The sequence below is a fragment of the Rufibacter hautae genome, from assembly GCF_008271695.1.
In the GTDB taxonomy this organism is placed as follows: Bacteria; Bacteroidota; Bacteroidia; order Cytophagales; family Hymenobacteraceae; genus Nibribacter; species Nibribacter hautae.
Genome location: NZ_VKKY01000001.1, coordinates 590,067 through 608,721 on the forward strand (window position 1 = coordinate 590,067; position 18,655 = coordinate 608,721).

11 protein-coding genes and 1 tRNA gene are annotated in these 18,655 nt (G+C 54.3%); 7 read left to right on the forward strand and 5 right to left on the reverse strand.

Annotated elements, in window-relative coordinates; genetic code table 11:
* Window positions 1–60: 60 nt before the first annotated feature.
* Window positions 61–2,964 (reverse strand): ligand-binding sensor domain-containing protein, encoded by a 2,904-nt coding sequence (locus FOA19_RS02395; protein WP_149089199.1) that lies wholly within the window; start codon window positions 2,962–2,964, stop codon window positions 61–63.
* 253 nt (window positions 2,965–3,217) lie between these two features.
* Here FOA19_RS02395 and FOA19_RS02400 point away from each other — a divergent pair, with 253 nt between their 5' ends.
* The 4 genes from FOA19_RS02400 to FOA19_RS02415 all read left to right on the forward strand — a co-directional run bounded on the left by FOA19_RS02400 (window position 3,218) and on the right by FOA19_RS02415 (window position 10,454).
* A complete protein-coding gene (locus FOA19_RS02400) occupies window positions 3,218–6,301 on the forward strand; it encodes a SusC/RagA family TonB-linked outer membrane protein (RefSeq protein ID WP_149089200.1) in 3,084 nt (1,027 codons plus the stop codon).
* An 11-nt stretch (window positions 6,302–6,312) separates the two neighbouring features.
* Window positions 6,313–7,896, forward strand: coding sequence for a RagB/SusD family nutrient uptake outer membrane protein (locus tag FOA19_RS02405; RefSeq protein WP_190300257.1), 1,584 nt, complete (start codon window positions 6,313–6,315; stop codon window positions 7,894–7,896).
* Window positions 7,897–7,923: 27 nt separating this feature from the next.
* Window positions 7,924–9,309 (forward strand): PKD domain-containing protein, encoded by a 1,386-nt coding sequence (locus FOA19_RS02410; protein WP_149089202.1) that lies wholly within the window; start codon window positions 7,924–7,926, stop codon window positions 9,307–9,309.
* Window positions 9,310–9,374: 65 nt separating this feature from the next.
* Window positions 9,375–10,454 (forward strand): family 16 glycosylhydrolase, encoded by a 1,080-nt coding sequence (locus FOA19_RS02415; protein WP_149089203.1) that lies wholly within the window; start codon window positions 9,375–9,377, stop codon window positions 10,452–10,454.
* Window positions 10,455–10,583: 129 nt separating this feature from the next.
* Here FOA19_RS02415 and FOA19_RS02420 read toward each other — a convergent pair whose 3' ends face one another.
* Window positions 10,584–11,027 (reverse strand): nuclear transport factor 2 family protein, encoded by a 444-nt coding sequence (locus tag FOA19_RS02420; protein ID WP_223808693.1) that lies wholly within the window; start codon window positions 11,025–11,027, stop codon window positions 10,584–10,586.
* A gap of 173 nt (window positions 11,028–11,200) precedes the next feature.
* Between FOA19_RS02420 and FOA19_RS02425 the strand changes: the two genes are divergently transcribed.
* Window positions 11,201–11,944 carry an SIMPL domain-containing protein gene (locus FOA19_RS02425; protein WP_149089204.1) on the forward strand — a complete coding sequence of 248 codons (744 nt, stop codon included), beginning with the start codon at window positions 11,201–11,203 and terminating at the stop codon, window positions 11,942–11,944.
* A gap of 117 nt (window positions 11,945–12,061) precedes the next feature.
* Here FOA19_RS02425 and FOA19_RS02430 read toward each other — a convergent pair whose 3' ends face one another.
* Both FOA19_RS02430 and FOA19_RS02435 read right to left on the reverse strand, forming a co-directional pair.
* Window positions 12,062–12,748 carry a hypothetical protein gene (locus FOA19_RS02430; protein WP_149089205.1) on the reverse strand — a complete coding sequence of 229 codons (687 nt, stop codon included), beginning with the start codon at window positions 12,746–12,748 and terminating at the stop codon, window positions 12,062–12,064.
* 727 nt (window positions 12,749–13,475) lie between these two features.
* On the reverse strand, window positions 13,476–14,615 hold the full coding sequence (locus FOA19_RS02435; RefSeq protein ID WP_149089206.1) for a cystathionine gamma-synthase: 1,140 nt from the start codon (window positions 14,613–14,615) through the stop codon (window positions 13,476–13,478).
* 123 nt (window positions 14,616–14,738) lie between these two features.
* On the opposite strand from FOA19_RS02435, the gene FOA19_RS02440 reads away from it, so the two are divergent.
* Both FOA19_RS02440 and FOA19_RS02445 read left to right on the forward strand, forming a co-directional pair.
* Window positions 14,739–15,434: a TVP38/TMEM64 family protein gene (locus FOA19_RS02440; RefSeq protein ID WP_149089207.1), complete on the forward strand. Its 696-nt coding sequence runs from the start codon at window positions 14,739–14,741 to the stop codon at window positions 15,432–15,434.
* A gap of 81 nt (window positions 15,435–15,515) precedes the next feature.
* Window positions 15,516–15,589, forward strand: a tRNA-Arg gene (locus tag FOA19_RS02445).
* 107 nt (window positions 15,590–15,696) lie between these two features.
* On the opposite strand, the gene FOA19_RS02450 is transcribed toward FOA19_RS02445, so the two are convergent.
* On the reverse strand, window positions 15,697–18,654 hold the full coding sequence (locus FOA19_RS02450; protein ID WP_149089208.1) for a phage tail tape measure protein: 2,958 nt from the start codon (window positions 18,652–18,654) through the stop codon (window positions 15,697–15,699).
* Window position 18,655 lies beyond the last annotated feature (1 nt).

An 18,655-nucleotide genomic window follows, 5' to 3' on the forward strand; every position in this document is an offset into this window, starting at 1 on the left:
TTTATAGAAAACAGGCCTGAAACGAAGGGGCGATTGCCTAAGGGGAAATCTGAGATCAGTTTAGAACTTCAACATGAAATCGGTGAGGTTCTCGCTGCGGTCCAGGCAAAGGCGTTTCCTTAGCCGGTAACGGCTTATTTCCACGCCCCGCACCGAGATGTTGAGCAGCTGCGCGATGTCTTTGGTGGTGAGATTCAGGCGCAGGTACGTGCTGAGCTTGATTTCCATGGGCGTGAGGCTGGGGAACTGATCCTGCAGGCGGTGGATGAAATCGCCGTGCACGTGGTTGAAGTGCAGCTCAAACTGTTTCCAGTCTACCTCGCTGGTGATGTTCTGGTCAATGCTCCGGATGATCTTCTTCAGTTCTTCCTGCGGAGCGGTGGATCCGCCGTTGGTCAGGATTTCCTGTAGTTCCAGCTTCACATTGCTGAGCAACTCGTTTTTGTTGATGAGGTGGATGGTGGAATACGTCAGCTCGCGGTTTTTGTGGTCCAGCTCGGCCTGGAACTTCTCGTTGCGCAAGCGGTCAATCTCCTGCTCGCTCTGGTTGGTGATGTGCCTGATCTCAATTTCCTTCTGGCCCAGCTTCCGCTCCTTGTCCAGCAGAATGCGGCGCTTCTCATTTTTGAACCGCTTGTCTAACTGGTAGAAAGCCGCCCCCAGCAGCAGCAGCCCCACAATGGTGTACACCAGGTAGGCCCAGGTGGTGCGGTAGAAAGGCGGGTTCACCACAAACGTGAAGCTTTTGGCCTGGCTCACAGTGCCGTAGATGTTGCGGGCCCGCACCTGGAACACGTACGTCCCCTCGGGCAGGTTGGTGTACTCTTTCTCGGTCTTGGTGGTCCACTCAGACCAGCCGGTGTCAAAGTTCTGCAGGAAATACTGGAACTGCGTTTGCTGGGGCTTTTCGTAAAAAGAGGCCGCATACACAAACCGCAAAGAATTAAGGGCGTAGGGCAGTTCCGGGTCAGCGGCATTGTCCAGAAGTCGGCCCGAGAGCAGCAAGGAATCTGCCTCGTTTGAAATGGTGTACACCCGCGCCAACCGCGTATGGAACGGCACCAGGTGCTTGCTTTTGGCCGCGTTGTAGTGGATGAATCCTTCCTTCGCCCCGAACAGTACATTGTTGATATCCAGTACCTGAATGGAGCTCAGGTCGTCATTGAGTTGCTCGCGCAGGTTTTTGAACAGTTGGTCCTGCAGGGTGGGTTTCCCGAACTTGTCAAACGTGATTTTCCCTACGCGCTGGTTAGAGATGAAATAGATGTTGCCCTGCACGTCCTGCTCCATCTCAATCACGTGCTCGTTGGGGGCAAACAGGCTGGAGTACTGCTTGTCTATCACAAACCGGTCTTTGGCCTTGTCGAACCGGTACACGCCGTAAAGTGCGGGAAAGATGAGCTCATTACCGATCTTCTCCATGTTGACCAACTGGTCTGAGGGCAAGCCGTTTCTGGAATTATAGAACCTGACGGAGGTGATTCGCTCCTGTTTCTGGTCCAGCCTGATTCTGAAGATGCCTTTGTAGCCGTGGGCCATCCAGAGCTCGCCGTCCTTGTCAAACGCCAGTACGCGGGAAGACTCATCCAACCCCGGCAGGTTCTTCAGGAAACTGACACCCTGTTCGGTGGCTGAAAGCAATCCTATGCCATTATAGCCGCCCATTACCACTTTGTCTGGTTCATTGGGCATAGGTAGAAACTCCCACGCGCCAGTACCGGCACCCGAATTCAAGAGCGTCGCCTGGCCCTCTTTGATAAGGTAAGGACCGTTGTGGTGACCCATGAGCACCTGGCTTCCTACCTGGTCCAGGTGGTACACCTGCCCGGTGCTGTTGGGCACCAAAGAGAACCTCCTTTTATTGGGCAACACCTCTGAGACGTACAAGCCGCTGTTGGTGCCTACATACAGCGCATTGCCTTTCTGCAGGGCCGCATACCCCGTGCCAGACAAGCCCGTGGTTCCGTCCAACCGACTGAAGGGCGAACTCAGCTCTACCATGGCTATGCCGTTGTTCATGCCCAGCCACAGGTTTTCCTGGGTGTCTTGGTACACGGTGTGGATGGTATTGTCCAGTAGTCCTTCCTGCATCGTGGTGTTCAGCAGCATCTGGCCCTGGTTGTTCATCAGCACCAATCCCTTGTTCTGGGTTGCCAAGGCAAAATTCCCGTCCTTCAGCAACAAGGCTTGGTTGATAATCAGCCCGGCCTGGGCCAGATCCGGCGCCATCTGAAACGGGGTCACAGAACGGCCATCGTAGAGGAAAACCCCATCCCTGATGGTAAAGATGATAAGCTGATTTTTGGCGAAGGGCAGAATGGACGCAACAGGCTTGTCCGCGAAAAAGCCCGTGCCAGGCAGCAGACGCAATCTGTTGTTCTCCAAAACGGAAAGGCCCTTCCCCAGCTCCAGGGAATAGATTTCTTTGTTTACTTGGTAAGAGAAACTCAAAGGATTGCCTGGGGCAATTACCTGCAGCTTTTTGCCGGGCGTATAGACATAAATGTTTTTAAAGGTGAAAAAGTAAATACGCCCATCCTGCTCATAGATGCGCCAGACCTCATCAAAGTTGCGGTACTTCTGGGGCAGGCTATCGGCGAGGGAATGATACTGGAGAACGCCTTGTTTGTTTGGTTTGTAGAACCCAAAATTGGCCTGGCTGCCTACGTAGATGCGGTCGTCCTTCCCCACATACACAGAGCGCATTTTGCTTCCGCTAATAGAGGAGTACAGGTGCCAGGTGGCCCCGTCAAACTCCAGTAAACCAAAGTTATTGGCGATGTAGAGCAGCTCTCTGTCGTCCTGCACGATACCCCAGCTCTGGATACCTCCTTTGAACTCCTCGGGCTTGTAATTGCGGATGACCGGGTTACCAAAGAAGTAATGCTGGGCCTGGGCTGTAGGGATAACAGCCAGTAACAGAAAGACCAAAACCCACCATAATAGACCTCTCTTGCTTAGCATTACAAATGCGACTTTAGTATATTAGCTTATAAATGTAATGATGTATTTGCGAAAAGTTAATTGCAAAGATAATATTTTTGAAAAAAGCGCACAAAAACGCTAAAAATGCCTTTTCACCCTGCTTGATGTAGTTCTGAAGTAGTGGTATAACTACCATTGATGTAGTAATGATGTACCTTCTTTTTAGGACAGGACTACTACACTCACCTACATTTATGCCAGCTTAATTGCTATACTTTTAACCCCAATACACATGAAGAAAAAGCTACTAGTAATCTTGCTGTTCCACCTGTGTGGAATAGCATTTGCTCAGACCTCTATTACCGGACGCGTCACTTCGGCCAGGACCGGGGAAGCGCTGCCAGGCGTAAGCGTGGTGGTAAAGGGCACAACCGCCGGCTCCTCTACTGATATAGATGGACGGTTCCAGGTACAGACACCTGCGGCTGGTACTACCCTTGTTTTCTCCTATATAGGTTTCCTTTCTAAAGAAGAGCCCATCAATGGCAGAGCTACCGTAAATGTTACCCTGCAAGAAGACCAGAGAGCCCTGGAAGAAGTAGTGGTGGTAGGGTATGGTACCCAGCTCCGGAGAGAAGTATCCACAGCCATTTCTTCAGTGACTTCTGAAGAAATCACCCAAACCCCGGTCACCCGTATTGAGCAGGCCCTGCAAGGACGGGTAGCAGGTGTGCAGGTGACCAACGTTTCTGGCCAACCCGGCGACGCGCCTACGGTACGCATCCGCGGTATTGGCTCAACCGGTAACTCCAACCCTATTTACATTGTGGATGGTTTTCCGGTGGGTGGGATCGATTACCTGAACCCCGGCGACATTGAATCCATTGACGTGTTGAAAGACGCGGCCTCAGCGGCTATCTATGGAGCCAGAGGTGGTAACGGGGTGGTGATCATCACCACTAAGCAAGGTAGAAGAGACGGCACTATGAATGTCTCTTATGACGGATACATGGGCGTGCAGAACCCTTGGCGCCAACTGAAACTGCTTAACGCCCGGGAGTACGCCACCCTGATGAACGAAGGTGCCGCCAACGCGGGCATGACCCCTCCTTTTGCAGATCCAACCCAATTTACCGGCGGCACTGACTGGCAGGATGCCATTTTTGAGAAAAACGCCCCCATCCAAAACCATCAGGTAACGGTAACCGGCGGCACAGAGAAATCTGCGTACTCCGCAGCCCTCTCCTACTTTGACCAAGACGGTATTGTGGGTGGAGACAAATCCAACTTCCAGCGCTACACCGCCCGGGTAAACGCCGATAACCAGGTGAAAAGCTGGTTGAAGTTTGGCACCAACCTGGCGTACACGCACATCAAAAGAAGAGCCTTTGACCCGAACCAGGAATTTGGCGGCATTCTGAACAACGCCTTGAACATAGACCCATTAACTCCGGTTTATGAGACAGATCCTGCAAAATTGGGCCAATCTACCTACACCCTTAACCCGGTGGTGAAAGACAACGAAGGCCGCACATTTGCTATTTCTCCTTACGTGTCACAGGAGGTGGTAAACCCATTGGCCCGTTTGCAGGTGATGAACGGCCTCACCAACGTAGACAAGTTTGTAGGCAATATCTATGGCGAAGTAAAACTTTTGGAAGGGCTTACGTTCCGGTCAACCCTGGGCATTGACCTGGCCTATGTGGTGGGCACCAACTACAATCCGGTGTACTTCCTCAACGCTGCCCAGCAAAATGGTACTGCCTTGGTGTCAAGAGGCACAGACCGTTATTACACTTGGCAGACTGAGAACTACTTCAACTACAACAAAACCTTCGGAGACCATACTTTGGGCTTAACGGCTGGTACTTCGGCCATCAAATCCAGAAGCGAGGGCCTGTATGGTTCTAACACTGGCTTAGTGACCTCTGACCCTAACATGGCTTATCTGAATCTGGCCGTTGGGGCTGGAACAGCCATTGCCACGGGTGGCGCAAGTGAAGGAGCCATCCTTTCTCTGTTTGGTAGAGCCAACTACAGTTACCAAGGCAAATACCTGTTAACCGCCACGGTCAGAAGAGACGGTTCCTCCAGATTTGGCCGCAACAACCAGTTCGCTACGTTTCCTTCCTTCTCCGCGGGGTGGGTGCTTTCAGAAGAATCTTTCTTCCCGCAAAGCAACCCCATCAGCTTGGCTAAAATCAGGGCTTCCTGGGGACAGAACGGTAACGAACAGATTGGTGGCGCTTATCCATGGGCTGCCCAGATTGGGGTAGGCAGAGGCTATACCTTCTTCCGCGCGGACGGTTCTAAAGGATACACCAGTGGCGCCGCCGCTATTGATGCACCTAACCCTGAGTTGAAATGGGAAACCTCTGAGCAGACAGATATTGGGGTAGATCTGGCCTTCTTCAACAACGCACTTTCCGTTACCGCAGATTACTACATCAAAACCACCAAAGGTTTACTGGTAAGACCACCCATCTTGGCCAGCACCGGTTACAACGCCCCGTTTGTGAACGGCGGTTCGGTAAGAAACTCCGGTTTTGAATTCGCAGTGACTTACCAGGGCGAGGTTAGCAGATTAGGCTACAACATCGGCCTGAACGGAAGCTTTAACAAAAACGAGGTAACCGAAATCAACAACGCTGAAGGTATTTTAACCGGAGCCAACTTCATTACTTACGGTCTGGCTTCCCAAAGCAAAGTAGGTTTCCCGATTGGCTATTTCTATGGTTACAAAACGGCCGGCATCTTCCAGAACCAAGCCGAGGTGGAAGCCCAAACCTTGCAGCCTAATGCCGTTCCCGGCGATGTTCGGTTTGTAGACGTGAACAATGATGGCGCCCTGAATAGCACTGACCGAACCATGATCGGGAACCCGACGCCTAAAACCGTGCTTGGCTTAAACCTGGGCTTTGATTTTAAAGGCTTTGACGTGAGCGCCTTCTTCAACAGCGCTTTCGGGCACCAAATCTTCAATGCTACCCGCCGTTATGACATCGTGCGCGCGAACCAGCAGTCCAGATTCCTGAACCGCTGGACCGGCGAAGGCAGCACAAATGAATTCCCAAGATTCACCTTCAACGACACCAACGGAAACTACACCCGGGTATCTGACCTGTTCATTGAAGACGGGGACTATGTACGCCTCAAGACGCTTCAATTAGGCTATAGCCTTCCGGCCGGAGTGCTTTCTAAACTCCACGTGCAGAAGTTACGCCTCTATGTGTCTGCCGACAACCTGCTCACCCTCACCGATTACTCAGGATTTGATCCGGAGATTGGCGCCAGAGGCAGTTTAGACATAGGATTTGACCGCGGCGTGTACCCGCAATCCAAAACCTTCAGACTTGGAGTTAACGCCACTTTCTAATGACCTTACAAATGAAAAATATAGTTAAAAAGACTTCCACCCTTTTGCTGGCCGGGTTCCTGATGGGTGCGGCCACGGGCTGCGATGATTTCCTGGACCTCAACCCCAAAGACACCAGAACCGAGGACAACTTCTATAAAACCCAGGCCGATGCCACCGAGGCTCTCATTGGGGTGTATGACGTGTTGCAGTGGAACACTGTGAACGGTTTCCACCCCACCCCCATGGTGCTGGATATCCTTTCAGACGATGCCTATTCGGCCGGTCAGCCCAGCTCTGAGCCCAACCTGCTGCAGATGGACCGTCACCAGATCCTGACCACCAACGGGGAGGTAGCCGGTCTTTGGCGCAAGCACTTCATCGGGATTTCCAGGGCCAATACCCTCTTGAGCCGCATCCAAGGCATTGACGCCCCGGATGATTTCAAAAAGAGAGCCATTGCCGAGGCGAAGTTCCTGCGGGCCCACTTCTACCTGGACCTGGTACGCTTGTTTGAGAACGTTCCTTTGATCCTTGCGCCGCAATCGCCAAGTGAATACAACCAGCCGCAGGCTACGCCAAAGGCCGTGTATGACCAGATCGCCCTGGATTTGATGGAAGCCATGCCAGACCTGCCCGCCTCTGACCTGCGCGCCAGCATGGGCCGGGCCACCAGATGGGCGGCCAAAGGCTTATTGGCCAAAACCTACCTGTTCTACAAAGGCGTATATGGCCAGGATCTGCAGGCGGGAACCACTGCCATCACCGCGCCTGTGGCCCTGCAACACCTCAATGACATCATAACCTCCAGTGGCCATACGCTTCTGCCCAATTACGCAGATAACTTCAAAAGAGCGAATGAGTTCAGCGTGGAGGCCGTGTGGGAAATCTCTTACTCAGATGAGAACCCTTGGTGGGACTGGGGCTATGTACAAGGCGGGGAAGGCAACATGCAACCCCAGCAGCAAGGCCCTAGGATCAAAAACACTGCTATTGAGAATTATCTGGCCGGCTGGAGCACCGGCATTCCTACCCAGGAGCTGTACGATGCCTTTGAAGCCAATGACCCGCGCCGCGATGCCACCATTCTGGCTGAGACAGAACTGGTGGGCGGCAAAGACAACCTGAACATAGGCTACCAGCACACCGGATATTTCAGCCAGAAATACACTACTGCCAAAGAATACGCGCCTTCGGCCGGGCAATTGGAACTGAACTGGGGAAACAACTACCGTGCTATCCGTTTTTCTGATGTGCTCCTCATGGCTTCTGAACTGATGGTGATGACCGGTACCGGCGATGCCAAGGCTCCTTTGACCCGGGTGAGAGCCAGGGTTGGTCTGGCTCCGGTAGACGCCACGCTGGACAATATCTACAGAGAGCGCCGCGTAGAACTTGCCCTGGAAGGCCACCGTTACTGGGATCTGCTGCGCCGCGGAACTGCCGCTGCCGCTGCTGCCATCACCGTGAACCGCACGACGCTTCCGGCTAACTATGAAGGCAACCTAGGTGACTTCAACCTGCAGTTCAACTCCGCCAGAAGAGGGTTTCTGCCTATTCCGCAAAGCGAGCTAGACCTTTCGGCGGGCGTGCTCAAACCAAATCCTGGGTATTAATTTTCAACTTTTTTCAGCATCATGACCATGAAGAAATATATCTCTTATATCACGCTTCTGTTTCTGGCCGCTTTTGTCTGGACCGGCTGCGAAGTGGAAGACCCAGAGTTGGCCTCACCGCCTACCGCTGAGCAAGTCACCTTTACCCACACCTATGACGCTGCCAACCCCAACATCGTGCATTTCAAAAGCACGGCACCCGGGTTCAAAGCCCTGTGGGATTTCGGCAACGGAACCACAGCCGAGGGCATGGAAGTAGACGGCGCTTTCCCGCTGCAGGGAGACTACACCGTGAAACTGACCATCTACACCGCTGGCGGCTCTGCCACCAACAGCAAGAGCATCAACATCGCGCAAACCAACCCCGTGATGCTCAACCGCGAGGACTACAACTTCCTGACGGGCGGTGCAAGCCAACTGGAAGGTAAGACCTGGGTATTCAGCCCGGTTGGTCCTATGAACTTCGGGGGGGAGCCCGCAGCGGGCGGCAACAACTGGTGGAGCCAGACCCTCAATGAGCAGAATGACTGTATGAAGGATGATGAGTACACTTTCTCCCTGGCCGGTTTCAAGTTTGAGAACAAGAGCAAAGGCGCCATGTGGGGCATTGACAACGGGGCAGAGAACCAATGCGTTCCGCAACCCGCCACCCCGGTAGCCAGCACCTGGAACCTGTACGAGGAAGACGGCAAAACCATGCTTTCTTTGAGCAACGGCGAGACCATTGCCTGGGATGACAACGAAGGCGTGTACCAGGTGATGGAACTGTCTGAGAACCGCCTGGTGATCAGAAAGGTATGCTGCGGCGGAGCCGGGGTGCGGAACTACGCCCTTGTGCCCAAAGGTTATAACCCGCCAATAGTGCAGAAACCTTACAAAGTGCTAGACCTCAACGACAACTTTGACGAGGCCGGTAACTTCACTTGGTCTAAAGACAGAGCCCTCTTCAACGAAAACTTTGACAACCCGGCGCAGTTGGGCATCAACACCTCAGACAAGGTGGCCCGCTACATCAAACCAGCCGGTCAGGCCGATGAGTTTGCCAACATCTTCATTGACCTGGGGTACCGTATAGACCTGTCTACCCGCAACATCATCAAGCTGAAGGTGTTCATGCCTTCCTTCAACGACTACACCACCATGGGTGGGGCCGAGGACTGGTCGCCGGTGAAAACCCTGCAGAAACAGGTGTCTGTGAAACTCCAGAACTCCCTGCTGGCCGGAAACGCCTGGACCACCCAGGCCGAAGTTATCCAGAAGGTAACGCAGACCGACCAGTGGGTGGAGCTCACCTTTGACTTCAGCGCCCAGGCTGCCAGAACAGACTTTGACAAGATTGTGGTGCAGATTGGCGGCGAGGCCCACTTCAACCCGGGCATCTTCTACCTGGACGATTTCCGCCTTATGCCTTAATGTTTCACAAGGAGATAGCCCCAGAACCCTGCGTTTTGGGGCTATTTTTCTGAATCTACCTAAAAATGCAGAAAACATACTATCTGGCACTTCTCCTCTGCCTCACCCTAGGGTTTAAGGCAGTGGCCCAGACCCCTACGTTCAATGAATTGATCTGGAGCGATGAATTTGAGGGCGAAGGAGCCCCTAATTCCACTTGGTGGGGATATGACCTGGGCAACGGCCACGACGGCTGGGGCAACCGCGAGTTACAGCATTACACAAACCAACTGGCCAATGTGCGGCAATCTGGTGGCAACCTGGTGATAGAGGCCGTCAAAAAGGACGGCACCTGGACCTCGGCGCGGGTGAAATCTCAGGGCAAGCTCAAGTTCACCCACGGCCGGGTGGAATTCAGAGCCAAGCTGGCGCCAGGCGTGGGCACCTGGCCCGCGCTGTGGATGCTGGGCGAAAGCGTGACTACCAAAGGCTGGCCGGCCTGCGGCGAGATTGACGTGATGGAGTACATTGACAAAAGACCGGGCATTGTGCAGACCGCCTTGCACTCTCCTTCCAGTTTCGGGAACACCCAGAACCTGGCCTTTACGCAAGTACCAGACGCCACCACCGCGTTCCACGTGTACGCCCTGGAATGGACCGAGAACGACCTCAAGGTTTTTGTGGACAGCACCCTCTACTACACCTACGCCCCCGCCGTGAAGGACGCCAAAACCTGGCCCTTCAACGAAGACTTCTTCCTGATCATGAACATCGCCGTAGGCGGAAACCTGGGCAGCGAGCCCACCCTGGAAACCAACGGCCTGAAGAACGGGATTGACCCTACCCTAACCAGCACGCGCATGGAGGTGGATTACGTGCGGGTGTATCAGCAGTTCAAAGACCTGGCCCTCACCGGCCCGGCCGAAGTGGCACCCGCCGCCCAGAGTGTCACGTTCAAAGCCAGCCGCCTGGCCAACGCCACCTACAACTGGAAACTGCCCTCAGGCGCTACCCTCGTGAGCGGACAAAACTCTCCGGAAGTGGTCATCAACTGGGGTAAAAAACCAGGTAAGGTGCGGGTGAAAGTCCAGCACAAAGGCGAGACCTACTCCAAAGCCATGACGGTGAAAACCAAATCAGCTTCTGGCAACGTCTCCTCCCTGTAAGCAAACCTGACTCCACGTTTAAGGGCCAATTACCAGCAGTTCGGTTTTAGGCTATTTTCAAGTCATAAAAGCAAAAACGCCAGCTATTGGAGCTGGCGTTTTTGCTTTTATGACTTGATCAAATTCAGTTTACAACTTGTAGGATTGCCGGGCCAGCAGTTTCCAGGCGCTGCCTTGCTTTTGCCACACCAGCATTACGCCCAACTTCACACTTCCGGGAGTGCCGCTGTCGTTCGTCTGGCCTGCGAGTTTGTGCCGCACGATGGCGGTTTTGCCAGTCACCTGAATGGTTTGCTCCGTGAGGTCCATGGTCACGAAATCAGACTTACCGCTCACGATGGCTTCCACGAAGGCCGCTTTGTCTTCTACTTTTCCGCTGGAGTGCCCGTAGCTCAGGGCATCCGCCACCATCGCTTCCAGGGCCGGGCGTTCGCCCGCAATCATGGCCTTTTTCAGCTGCTCCACGGCAGCCGCCACTCCCTTTTCAGCTTTAGACTGGGCGTGGGCGGTGGCCAAAAAGCCCATCAGGAAAATACTCAGCAGGGGCAGCCATTTGCTTATGCGACCGTTCATTGACTCGGGGTTTTGTTGTACCTAAATGTAGCCATTCTTCTGGTTGCCCCATTCCCCTGGCTTGAAATTTACTTTGGCGCGTGGCGCCTCCAAACATTTTTTGCTCATTTTTATGGAAAACCATCCAAACCATCATCGTGCTATCTGACGCAAACCCTCTACTTTTCAGCTATATGAAAAAAGCCCTTCTCTGTCCACTTGCCTCGCTCCCGCTGTGGTCTCTTCTTCTTTTCGCTCTCCTGACCGCTTGCAATCCGCAGGCGGCGGCTCCGCCCCGGCACGTAAAAGTACTGGGCTTCGGGAGCCTGACCTCTTACCCAGATCTGGCCGAAATCACCGTGGAATCTTCCTTTACCAGACCCCGCATGCGGGACGCCGTGCAGGAGATGAAGGTAGTGACCGAGGAGGTGCTGACACTATCCAGGCAATTCACTTCCCAGCCGGAGGACATCAGAATCAGCAGCGTCTCGGCGAACAAAGAGTACCAATACCTGCAGAATAGCCAGAAATTCATCGGTTACAACACCTCGCAGTCCATCACCATCAAACTCACCAACCTCAAGCAACTGGAGTCTTTTATGGAAGGCCTGCTGAAAACCCGAATCAACCGCATCCAACACATCCGATACTCCCACACCCAAGCCGACAGTCTGCAGCGCGAGGCTGATTTGCTGGCGCTCAAAGAAGCCTCCAAAACCGCCGATCAACTATGCCGCACCTCAAACGTGAGCAAGGGCAAACTGCTGGAAATGGCCAATTACAACTCAAGGGGCAGCTCTATTCTAGCTGATGCAGTCATGACCCAGGAAACCAATATGCGCCTGGAGGCCAAAGGCATTGGGACGGCAGGCCTGCGCATGACCCCAGACCTGATCACTTTTGGCAGCACGTGCCACGCCACCTACCAGATAGACTAGCGAACTTGACTGCCCTTCTAAGTGATGGTTTGCGGCAATCCTGCCAACCTGTTTTAGGCCAGTTTTGCCTAAAAGGGCCCTAAAACGGGTTCGGTAAGAGGTTGCGGTGATTCTTTCCTACAAAGTAAAAGGTGGTTTGTCTTTGCTTTTCCAGATGGTTTGCGCCAGCTCATTGAGGGCCAGGCGGGTGTCTCTGAACCCTTCGGCTAAGAGGGCGTAGACCTGCGCCAGTTCCAGTTGGTAGGCGAGTTTATGGCTGGCGGCCGTCTTGAAACTGGACCTTCCCACCGATTCATAGAAGGATGGATCTGGGGCGCCGCGCTGCTGCCGTTTCTCAATCCAGGCGTGGAACATACCCGAAAGAAACAAAGCGTAATTCCCGATGTGGACCCTGATGAGGAAGGCCTCGGCGGCCGATGCCTTGGACAGCGCCTCCAGCATCTCCGCGATGTAGTGGAACTGCTGGGGCATTTTCTCATGGGGCGAGTGCATGCGCTGCACCGAGGAAAATTGCCAGAGCAGCGCGCCAATGTAGTCGGCGAGTTCGCGGTCCTCTATGCCCTGCCGCCGCAGCACCGTGCGGGCCAGCACATAGAAATACAGTTGCTGCGAGACCGCTACCTGTCCTTCCCTGGAAAGCAAGGCTTTGGGCAAGGCCTCATGGTCCAGCATCTCGTCGCGGCACTCAGGGTCGCTGAGCAGCTCTACCAGGCTGATGCGCTGATTGCTCTGACGGGACAACACGCTGGCCACGAAATCAAAGTCATTGGCGGTGAATTGAGCTCGGCAATTGGCTAATACCATCGGTCACGCTCCTTTCCATTGGGTAAGTGAAATAACTGAGATTGAATTCTGAAAAGCCGCAACGGCCTTCTATAATTCCCTTATAAAAACGGGATTGAATTTTGGAAGGTTATCCACCGACGGCCAGAATCTTACTGCTTAGCTGTTTTAGCCCCCTTTTCAGAAAATCGGCCCTAAAACTATTTCATAGTCTAATGAGAATATGTAGGGGCAATCCCTTGTGGTTGCCCTGTTCGGAGTTGAGCGTAGTTCCAGTTGTTGGTGATAACACCAACAACTGCTAACATACCACTAACGGCCACTTTCCGAATAATTATTCTTTAGATACGATACCTGATTGTCCCCCTTTGAAGGGGGTAGGGGGATGATTGCTTGTGTTGGTTTTGGCATTCTCGAGACACATTATGAATCGTTTCATGGCTGTAACAGATTGTTCTTTTTTCGGTTTTGTCATCCCCTACCCCCTTCAAAGGGGGACGAAATGCGTGAGAATCGGATGCCGTTGTTAGTGTTATCACCAAGGACCAAAAAACTGGTAGAAGGCGCAAGGGCAACCACAAGGGATTGCCCCTACAATCCACAAAACGGCTGTTGTTTTAAGCCTGTTTTTCAGAAAATGGGTCCAAAACAAAAAGCCTGCCCGGCACTAACACCAGACAGGCTTAATCTCTATTGACAGGAATTCAGCAACCCGAATTCACTCAATCACTCAAGCAATCAATCAAAATTACCCAATGGCTTGCTCCAGATCAGCGATGAGGTCTTCTACGTCTTCAATGCCCACGCTCAGGCGGATGAGCGAGTCTGACAGGCCGCCTTTGAGGCGCTCTACCTGCGGGATGCTGGCGTGCGTCATGGTAGCCGGGTGTCCGCAAAGTGACTCTACCCCCCCTAATGACTCGGCTAAGGCAAAATAGTGCAGTTTCTCCAAGACCTGGATAGCGGCCTGGATCTGGTCATCCTTCAACTCGAAGGAGATCATTCCCCCGAAATCACGCATCTGATCCTGCGCGATCTGATGGTTAGGGTGATCCTGTAAACCCGGCCAGAACACTTTGCCCACTTTGGGGTGCTGGCGCAGGTACTCGGCAATTTTGCGGCCGTTCTCGCAGTGGCGCTGCATGCGGATGTGCAGGGTCTTGATACCGCGCAGCACCAGGAAGCAGTCCTGCGGTCCGGGCGTGCCGCCGCAAGCATTCTGCAGGAACGCCAGGCGCTCGGCCAGTTCATCGTCCTTTACCACAATGGCCCCCATCACCACGTCTGAGTGACCGGCCATGTACTTGGTGAGCGAGTGCATCACAATATCGGCACCCAGATCCAGCGGGGTCTGCAGGTACGGCGTGGAGAAGGTGTTGTCCACCACCAGCAGCAGGTTGCGTCTCTGGCAGATCTCGGCAGCGCCTTTGATGTCAATGATGTTAAGCAAGGGGTTGGTAGGCGTCTCCACCCACACCATCTTGGTTTTCTCGGTTACGTACTGGTCAATGGTGCTGATATCGGCCATGGACACGAACTGAAACTTGATGCCGTACTCCTGGAACACCTTGGTGAAGATGCGGTAGGTGCCGCCGTACAGGTCATTGGTGGCAATGACCTCGTCGCCGGGCTTCAGCATCTTGATGATACAATCCGTAGCGGCCATACCTGAGGCAAAGCACAGGCCATGTTTCCCGTTCTCCAGCGCCGCGATAGAGCTTTGCAGGGCGCTGCGGGTGGGGTTGTGGGTACGCGAATATTCATAGCCCTGGTGGTCGCCGGGAGAGCGCTGCACGTAGGTAGAGGTCTGGTAGATGGGCGTCATGATGGCGCCGGTGGTAGGGTCTGGCGACACGCCAGCGTGTATGGTCTTGGTTCCGAATTTCATAGAGTCTTATACGGTAGTCTCGGCGCAAGTTAGAGAATTGAAGGCAAGATTCCAGTTTGTGTTTGTTCGGCGGCGGAGGCGGTTTTCCCGTACTTTCCATAAAATACCCGATATTCGGCGCTTATGTGGCAGAAACTCCTGAAACAAAATACTGGTACGCTTCTTTATTCGCTGTTACTGGTGGTGATTCCGGTTTTGGCCAGTTCCGGCCTGGCCCTCTGGCTTTACCACAACCAGGAACTGCTCCAATCCCTGACCCCGCTGCAGCTGGTTCTTTACTTCTTGGTTGTCTCCCTCACCATGGCTTTTGCCATTACCCCTACCACGTTTGTGGCGCTGGCCACCGGCTTCTTCTTCGGCTGGGGCTCCTTCCCGGGCGTGGTGATCTCTTATGGCGTGGCGGCCTTGATTGGCTACACAGTGGCAAGGCTCATTGACCATGGCAAGATGACGGCTTTCCTGCACCAATTCCCCAAGGCCGAGGGGGTGATGAATGAACTGCGGGCGCACAGCCTCAGCTTAATTATTCTCACGCGCATCTCGCCGGTGCTGCCCTTTGCTTTCATGACCTTTGTGTTGTCGCTAGTGCAGGTGCCGCGGGGCCGGTTCCTGCTGGCCAGTATGTTGGGGATGTTGCCGCGCACCGTCTTCTTTTTCTGGATGGGCACCCAGGCCCAAGACCTATTAACCCTCCTGAAAGACCCCAATGCCGGCACCTCGGGTAAGCTTTTACTGGGCGGTTTGGTGGTGATTTCCCTGGCAGGCCTATATTTCCTTTTGAACAACGCCATTAAAAAAGCCTTAAACAGAAGCAGATAGCATTTTTTTGAAGTTTTTTTCACGCCAAGACTTGCGCAAACCAAAAGAAGGGTATACCTTTGCAACACTAAATCAAACAATGGTCACGTAGCTCAACTGGATAGAGCATCTGACTACGAATCAGAAGGTTTGGGGTTCGACTCCCTACGCGACCACAGAAAAGGCCCTTAGCACACAGCTAAGGGCCTTTTTTATTTTCTGGGAGCGTTTTTGGGAGCGTTATGGCAAAAACAGCCGTTCCCAAAAACGGGAGGATCCTATTCTAAGCCTCCGACATCTCCACCAGATCATTCAGGGTTATAATTTTTTCCTGGATATCGGCCACGTTATTGTGCACCTGCAGGCGGGTTGGCCAGGCAGAGAGATCCTCCCGCATCTCTCGGAACTCAAGCAGCATCTGCTGCAGCAGGAACTTCATTTCCTGGTCAGGCTCCGGCACGCCAGGCAAGGTGGTGGGTGCGGTGCTCCCGCCATCGGCAAAAGCGGCCACTCCCCTTTGTCTCTCAGACTCCAGCCAAGACACGGTGTTGGCGTACTTGGGCGAGGAGATCATCCAGTTGGGGATAACCAGCTCTGCGCCCCGCTCCCCGATCAGGCCCAGCTTCGCGCTGTTCACCCAGCCCCCCTCAGCGAAGGTACCGATGGAGCCGCCGGAATAACCCGAGGCCATTTCCCACATGCCGCCCCGTTCCACCATGTTGATGAGCGCTTTGCTTCCCGAGCTGCGGGTCATCCCCCCATCAGCAAATGCCTGGGTACGCACTTGCTCCAAGGCCATGCCGGCTCGGGCCGTGGCAATTACCGATTTTGCAGTACCACTCAGACCGAAGGTGCCGATGGAGGCCGGGTGCGCCATGTAGCCGGAGATCTCCTGCATCAGGTCGGCGATGATCTTGCCGGCGGTGAAAGCCTTGATCACGTTGGCGTTCTTTTTCCGGGAGGCCTCATCGGCGGCGAAGAACTCCAGCCCCACGTCCATGATGTACTTGAAATTATCGGTCTCCAGCCGCATCATCTTGGCCTTGAACTCCGCGGTGGCCTGGGCATTCGCTTTCTTGCCGTCAGCGATTTCCTTATCGGTTTTGAGGATTTCGTTCTTCAGCTTGACCGCAGCCAAAGACTCTGCCTGCCCGGCAGCCTCCAGATCAGCCAACTTGGCGGCGGCCGTCGCTTTCTTCAGTTCCAGCAGGGCCATGTCCAGAGCCTGCTCTGCCTCCAGGGCACGCAGGCTCTGGTCCTCCAGGCGCGTCTGGTCGTTGAGAAACTCGTTCTCCAGCAGCTCAGCCTTCAGCTGCTGGTCTTCGTCGTATTTGGCGAGTTTCTCCTCCAGGGTTCTAGCAGCCTCTTCCTGCAGGCGCTTTTTCTCATCTTCCTGGGCCTTGAGCTCAGCGGCTTTCAGCTCCTCATCTTTCAGGCGCTGCTGCTCCTGGAGGTTATCCAGCAAAGCCTGCTTCTCGGTGTAGGTGGCGGCGGCGTTGGCCTTCACCACTTCCTTTTGTTTCTCCAGCTCGGCTTTCTCCAGCTGGTGCTGCAGACGGAGTTTGGCCAGCACTTTGTCAACGCCGTCCTGCATCACATCCACCTTCAGCTTGGCCAGCTCAATCTCCGCAGCTGCCTCAGCCCTATCAAACTCCTCCCTGGCTTTCCTCAAGGCGGCAGCTGCTTCCTTACGGCGTCTTTCCTCCTCCTTGGCGGCAGCCTTGGCGGCTTTTTCCTTCTCGGCGCGGGTGGCCCCTCCCTCTTTCCTGGCCTGATCGGCAGCGGCGGCGGCGGCTTTGTCGGCTTCCTGCTTTTTACGGATCTCTTCCTCTTTCTTGGCTTCCATCTCATATTTGACGTAGCCTTGCCAGTAGGCCTTGCTGCTTTTGTCACCGATTTTCCCGAACTCCTCGGCGGCCCCTGAGAAGTCCCCGGAGGTGAGTTTTTTGAAAACATCCGCAATCCCGCTGCCGAAGGCCTTCACCGCCTCAAAGGATCCCACCATCTCATTCCGAAGCTCCTTTATGCTCAAGACAAAAGCGTTGAGCACCAAAAGGCCAAAGGTTTTTATGTTGGTCCAGATCACATCCAGGGTGGCACCGGTGCCTGCAAAGGTCTCCCCCAGTTCAGCCTCGGCGGCGGCCAGCGCTTTGTTGGCCTCCAGTTGCTCAATCTGGGACTCGGTGAGCCCATTGGTTTTATCCACCATGCTGTCCAGCTCGCCGCCCAGATCCTGCAGGCTGCGCAGGTACTCAATACCGGCGTCCTCCCCTGGACCACCGAAAACATCCGCGATCACGGTCTGGAGTTTGCTGGCCGGAATGGTGGTGTCGTTCATCTGCTTGCTTACCTGGCGAAGCGCCTCGGCGGTGGTCATGGTGCCCTCATTCAAACCTTTGAAGATCTTGTCAGTGAATCCCTGGCCAAAGGCGGCATCCAATGCCTCACCGGTTGCCTTGGTCTGCTCCCGGATCCGCAGGCCGAACTCTTTCACCACGTCAGGGGCCTTATCCGAGAAAATACCCCTGTTCTCGCTTTTGGCCAGCTCGGCAACGAAGTCTTCGGCGCTCACCTTGGCCCCGGCGAACTGGGTGGAGTACTCCTTGATGTTGTCCAGAAACTGCCCAGAAGCATCGGCCCCCGCGAGCGTACCTTTCTCCATCAATTCAAACGCCTCCTCAAACGAGATTCCGAATTCCTTCGCCAGTACTTTGGCCGAGTTGATCACCTCATTGTTTTCTTTCCCGAACGTCTGGGCATAGGCTGAGGTACGGGCATACAGGCTGTTGAGCTCCTGGTCCTGGGTCACACCCAAGCTTTGCCAGGCTCCCTTGACTTTGTCCACGTCATTGACCAGCCCCAGAAATGCCCGGCCCAAATCCACGATGGTCTGGAAAGCCAGCAAAGGAAGGAAAGCAGCCACGGCCGCTTTGAAGCCGACCTTCAGAAGCCCGGTGGCGGAAGTCACCCCCTCAATGCCCAACCGGGAGGCAAGTGTGCCTTTCTGCATGGTCTGCTGCGCCTGGGTGACCCCGTGGATCTCCTGCCGGGCCTCCGCAGTCCTCTTCTTCATTTCCTGGAAGTCCCGGATCAGGTCTTTGCGCCGGGGATCGTCCGTCGCCATTTTGTTGATCTGCGCGTTCAGCAAGGCTTGGGCTCCGGTCATCTCCTTGACCGAAGCGTTGAATTTCTGCCCGTTGGCGATAATCTCTATCTCCCGGGTCGTTCTATCTGTTGCCATC

What these genes read in the sequence shown, in the direction of transcription:
- FOA19_RS02395 (WP_149089199.1), bottom strand. Translation starts at nt 2,964, where the DNA reads ATGCTAAGCAAGAGAGGTCTATTATGGTGGGTTTTGGTCTTTCTGTTA.
- FOA19_RS02400 (WP_149089200.1), top strand. Translation starts at nt 3,218, where the DNA reads ATGAAGAAAAAGCTACTAGTAATCTTGCTGTTCCACCTGTGTGGAATA.
- FOA19_RS02420 (WP_223808693.1), bottom strand. Translation starts at nt 11,027, where the DNA reads ATGAACGGTCGCATAAGCAAATGGCTGCCCCTGCTGAGTATTTTCCTG.
- FOA19_RS02450 (WP_149089208.1), bottom strand. Translation starts at nt 18,654, where the DNA reads ATGGCAACAGATAGAACGACCCGGGAGATAGAGATTATCGCCAACGGG.
- FOA19_RS02405 (WP_190300257.1), top strand. Translation starts at nt 6,313, where the DNA reads ATGAAAAATATAGTTAAAAAGACTTCCACCCTTTTGCTGGCCGGGTTC.
- FOA19_RS02425 (WP_149089204.1), top strand. Translation starts at nt 11,201, where the DNA reads ATGAAAAAAGCCCTTCTCTGTCCACTTGCCTCGCTCCCGCTGTGGTCT.
- FOA19_RS02440 (WP_149089207.1), top strand. Translation starts at nt 14,739, where the DNA reads ATGTGGCAGAAACTCCTGAAACAAAATACTGGTACGCTTCTTTATTCG.
- FOA19_RS02430 (WP_149089205.1), bottom strand. Translation starts at nt 12,748, where the DNA reads ATGGTATTAGCCAATTGCCGAGCTCAATTCACCGCCAATGACTTTGAT.
- FOA19_RS02410 (WP_149089202.1), top strand. Translation starts at nt 7,924, where the DNA reads ATGAAGAAATATATCTCTTATATCACGCTTCTGTTTCTGGCCGCTTTT.
- FOA19_RS02415 (WP_149089203.1), top strand. Translation starts at nt 9,375, where the DNA reads ATGCAGAAAACATACTATCTGGCACTTCTCCTCTGCCTCACCCTAGGG.
- FOA19_RS02435 (WP_149089206.1), bottom strand. Translation starts at nt 14,615, where the DNA reads ATGAAATTCGGAACCAAGACCATACACGCTGGCGTGTCGCCAGACCCT.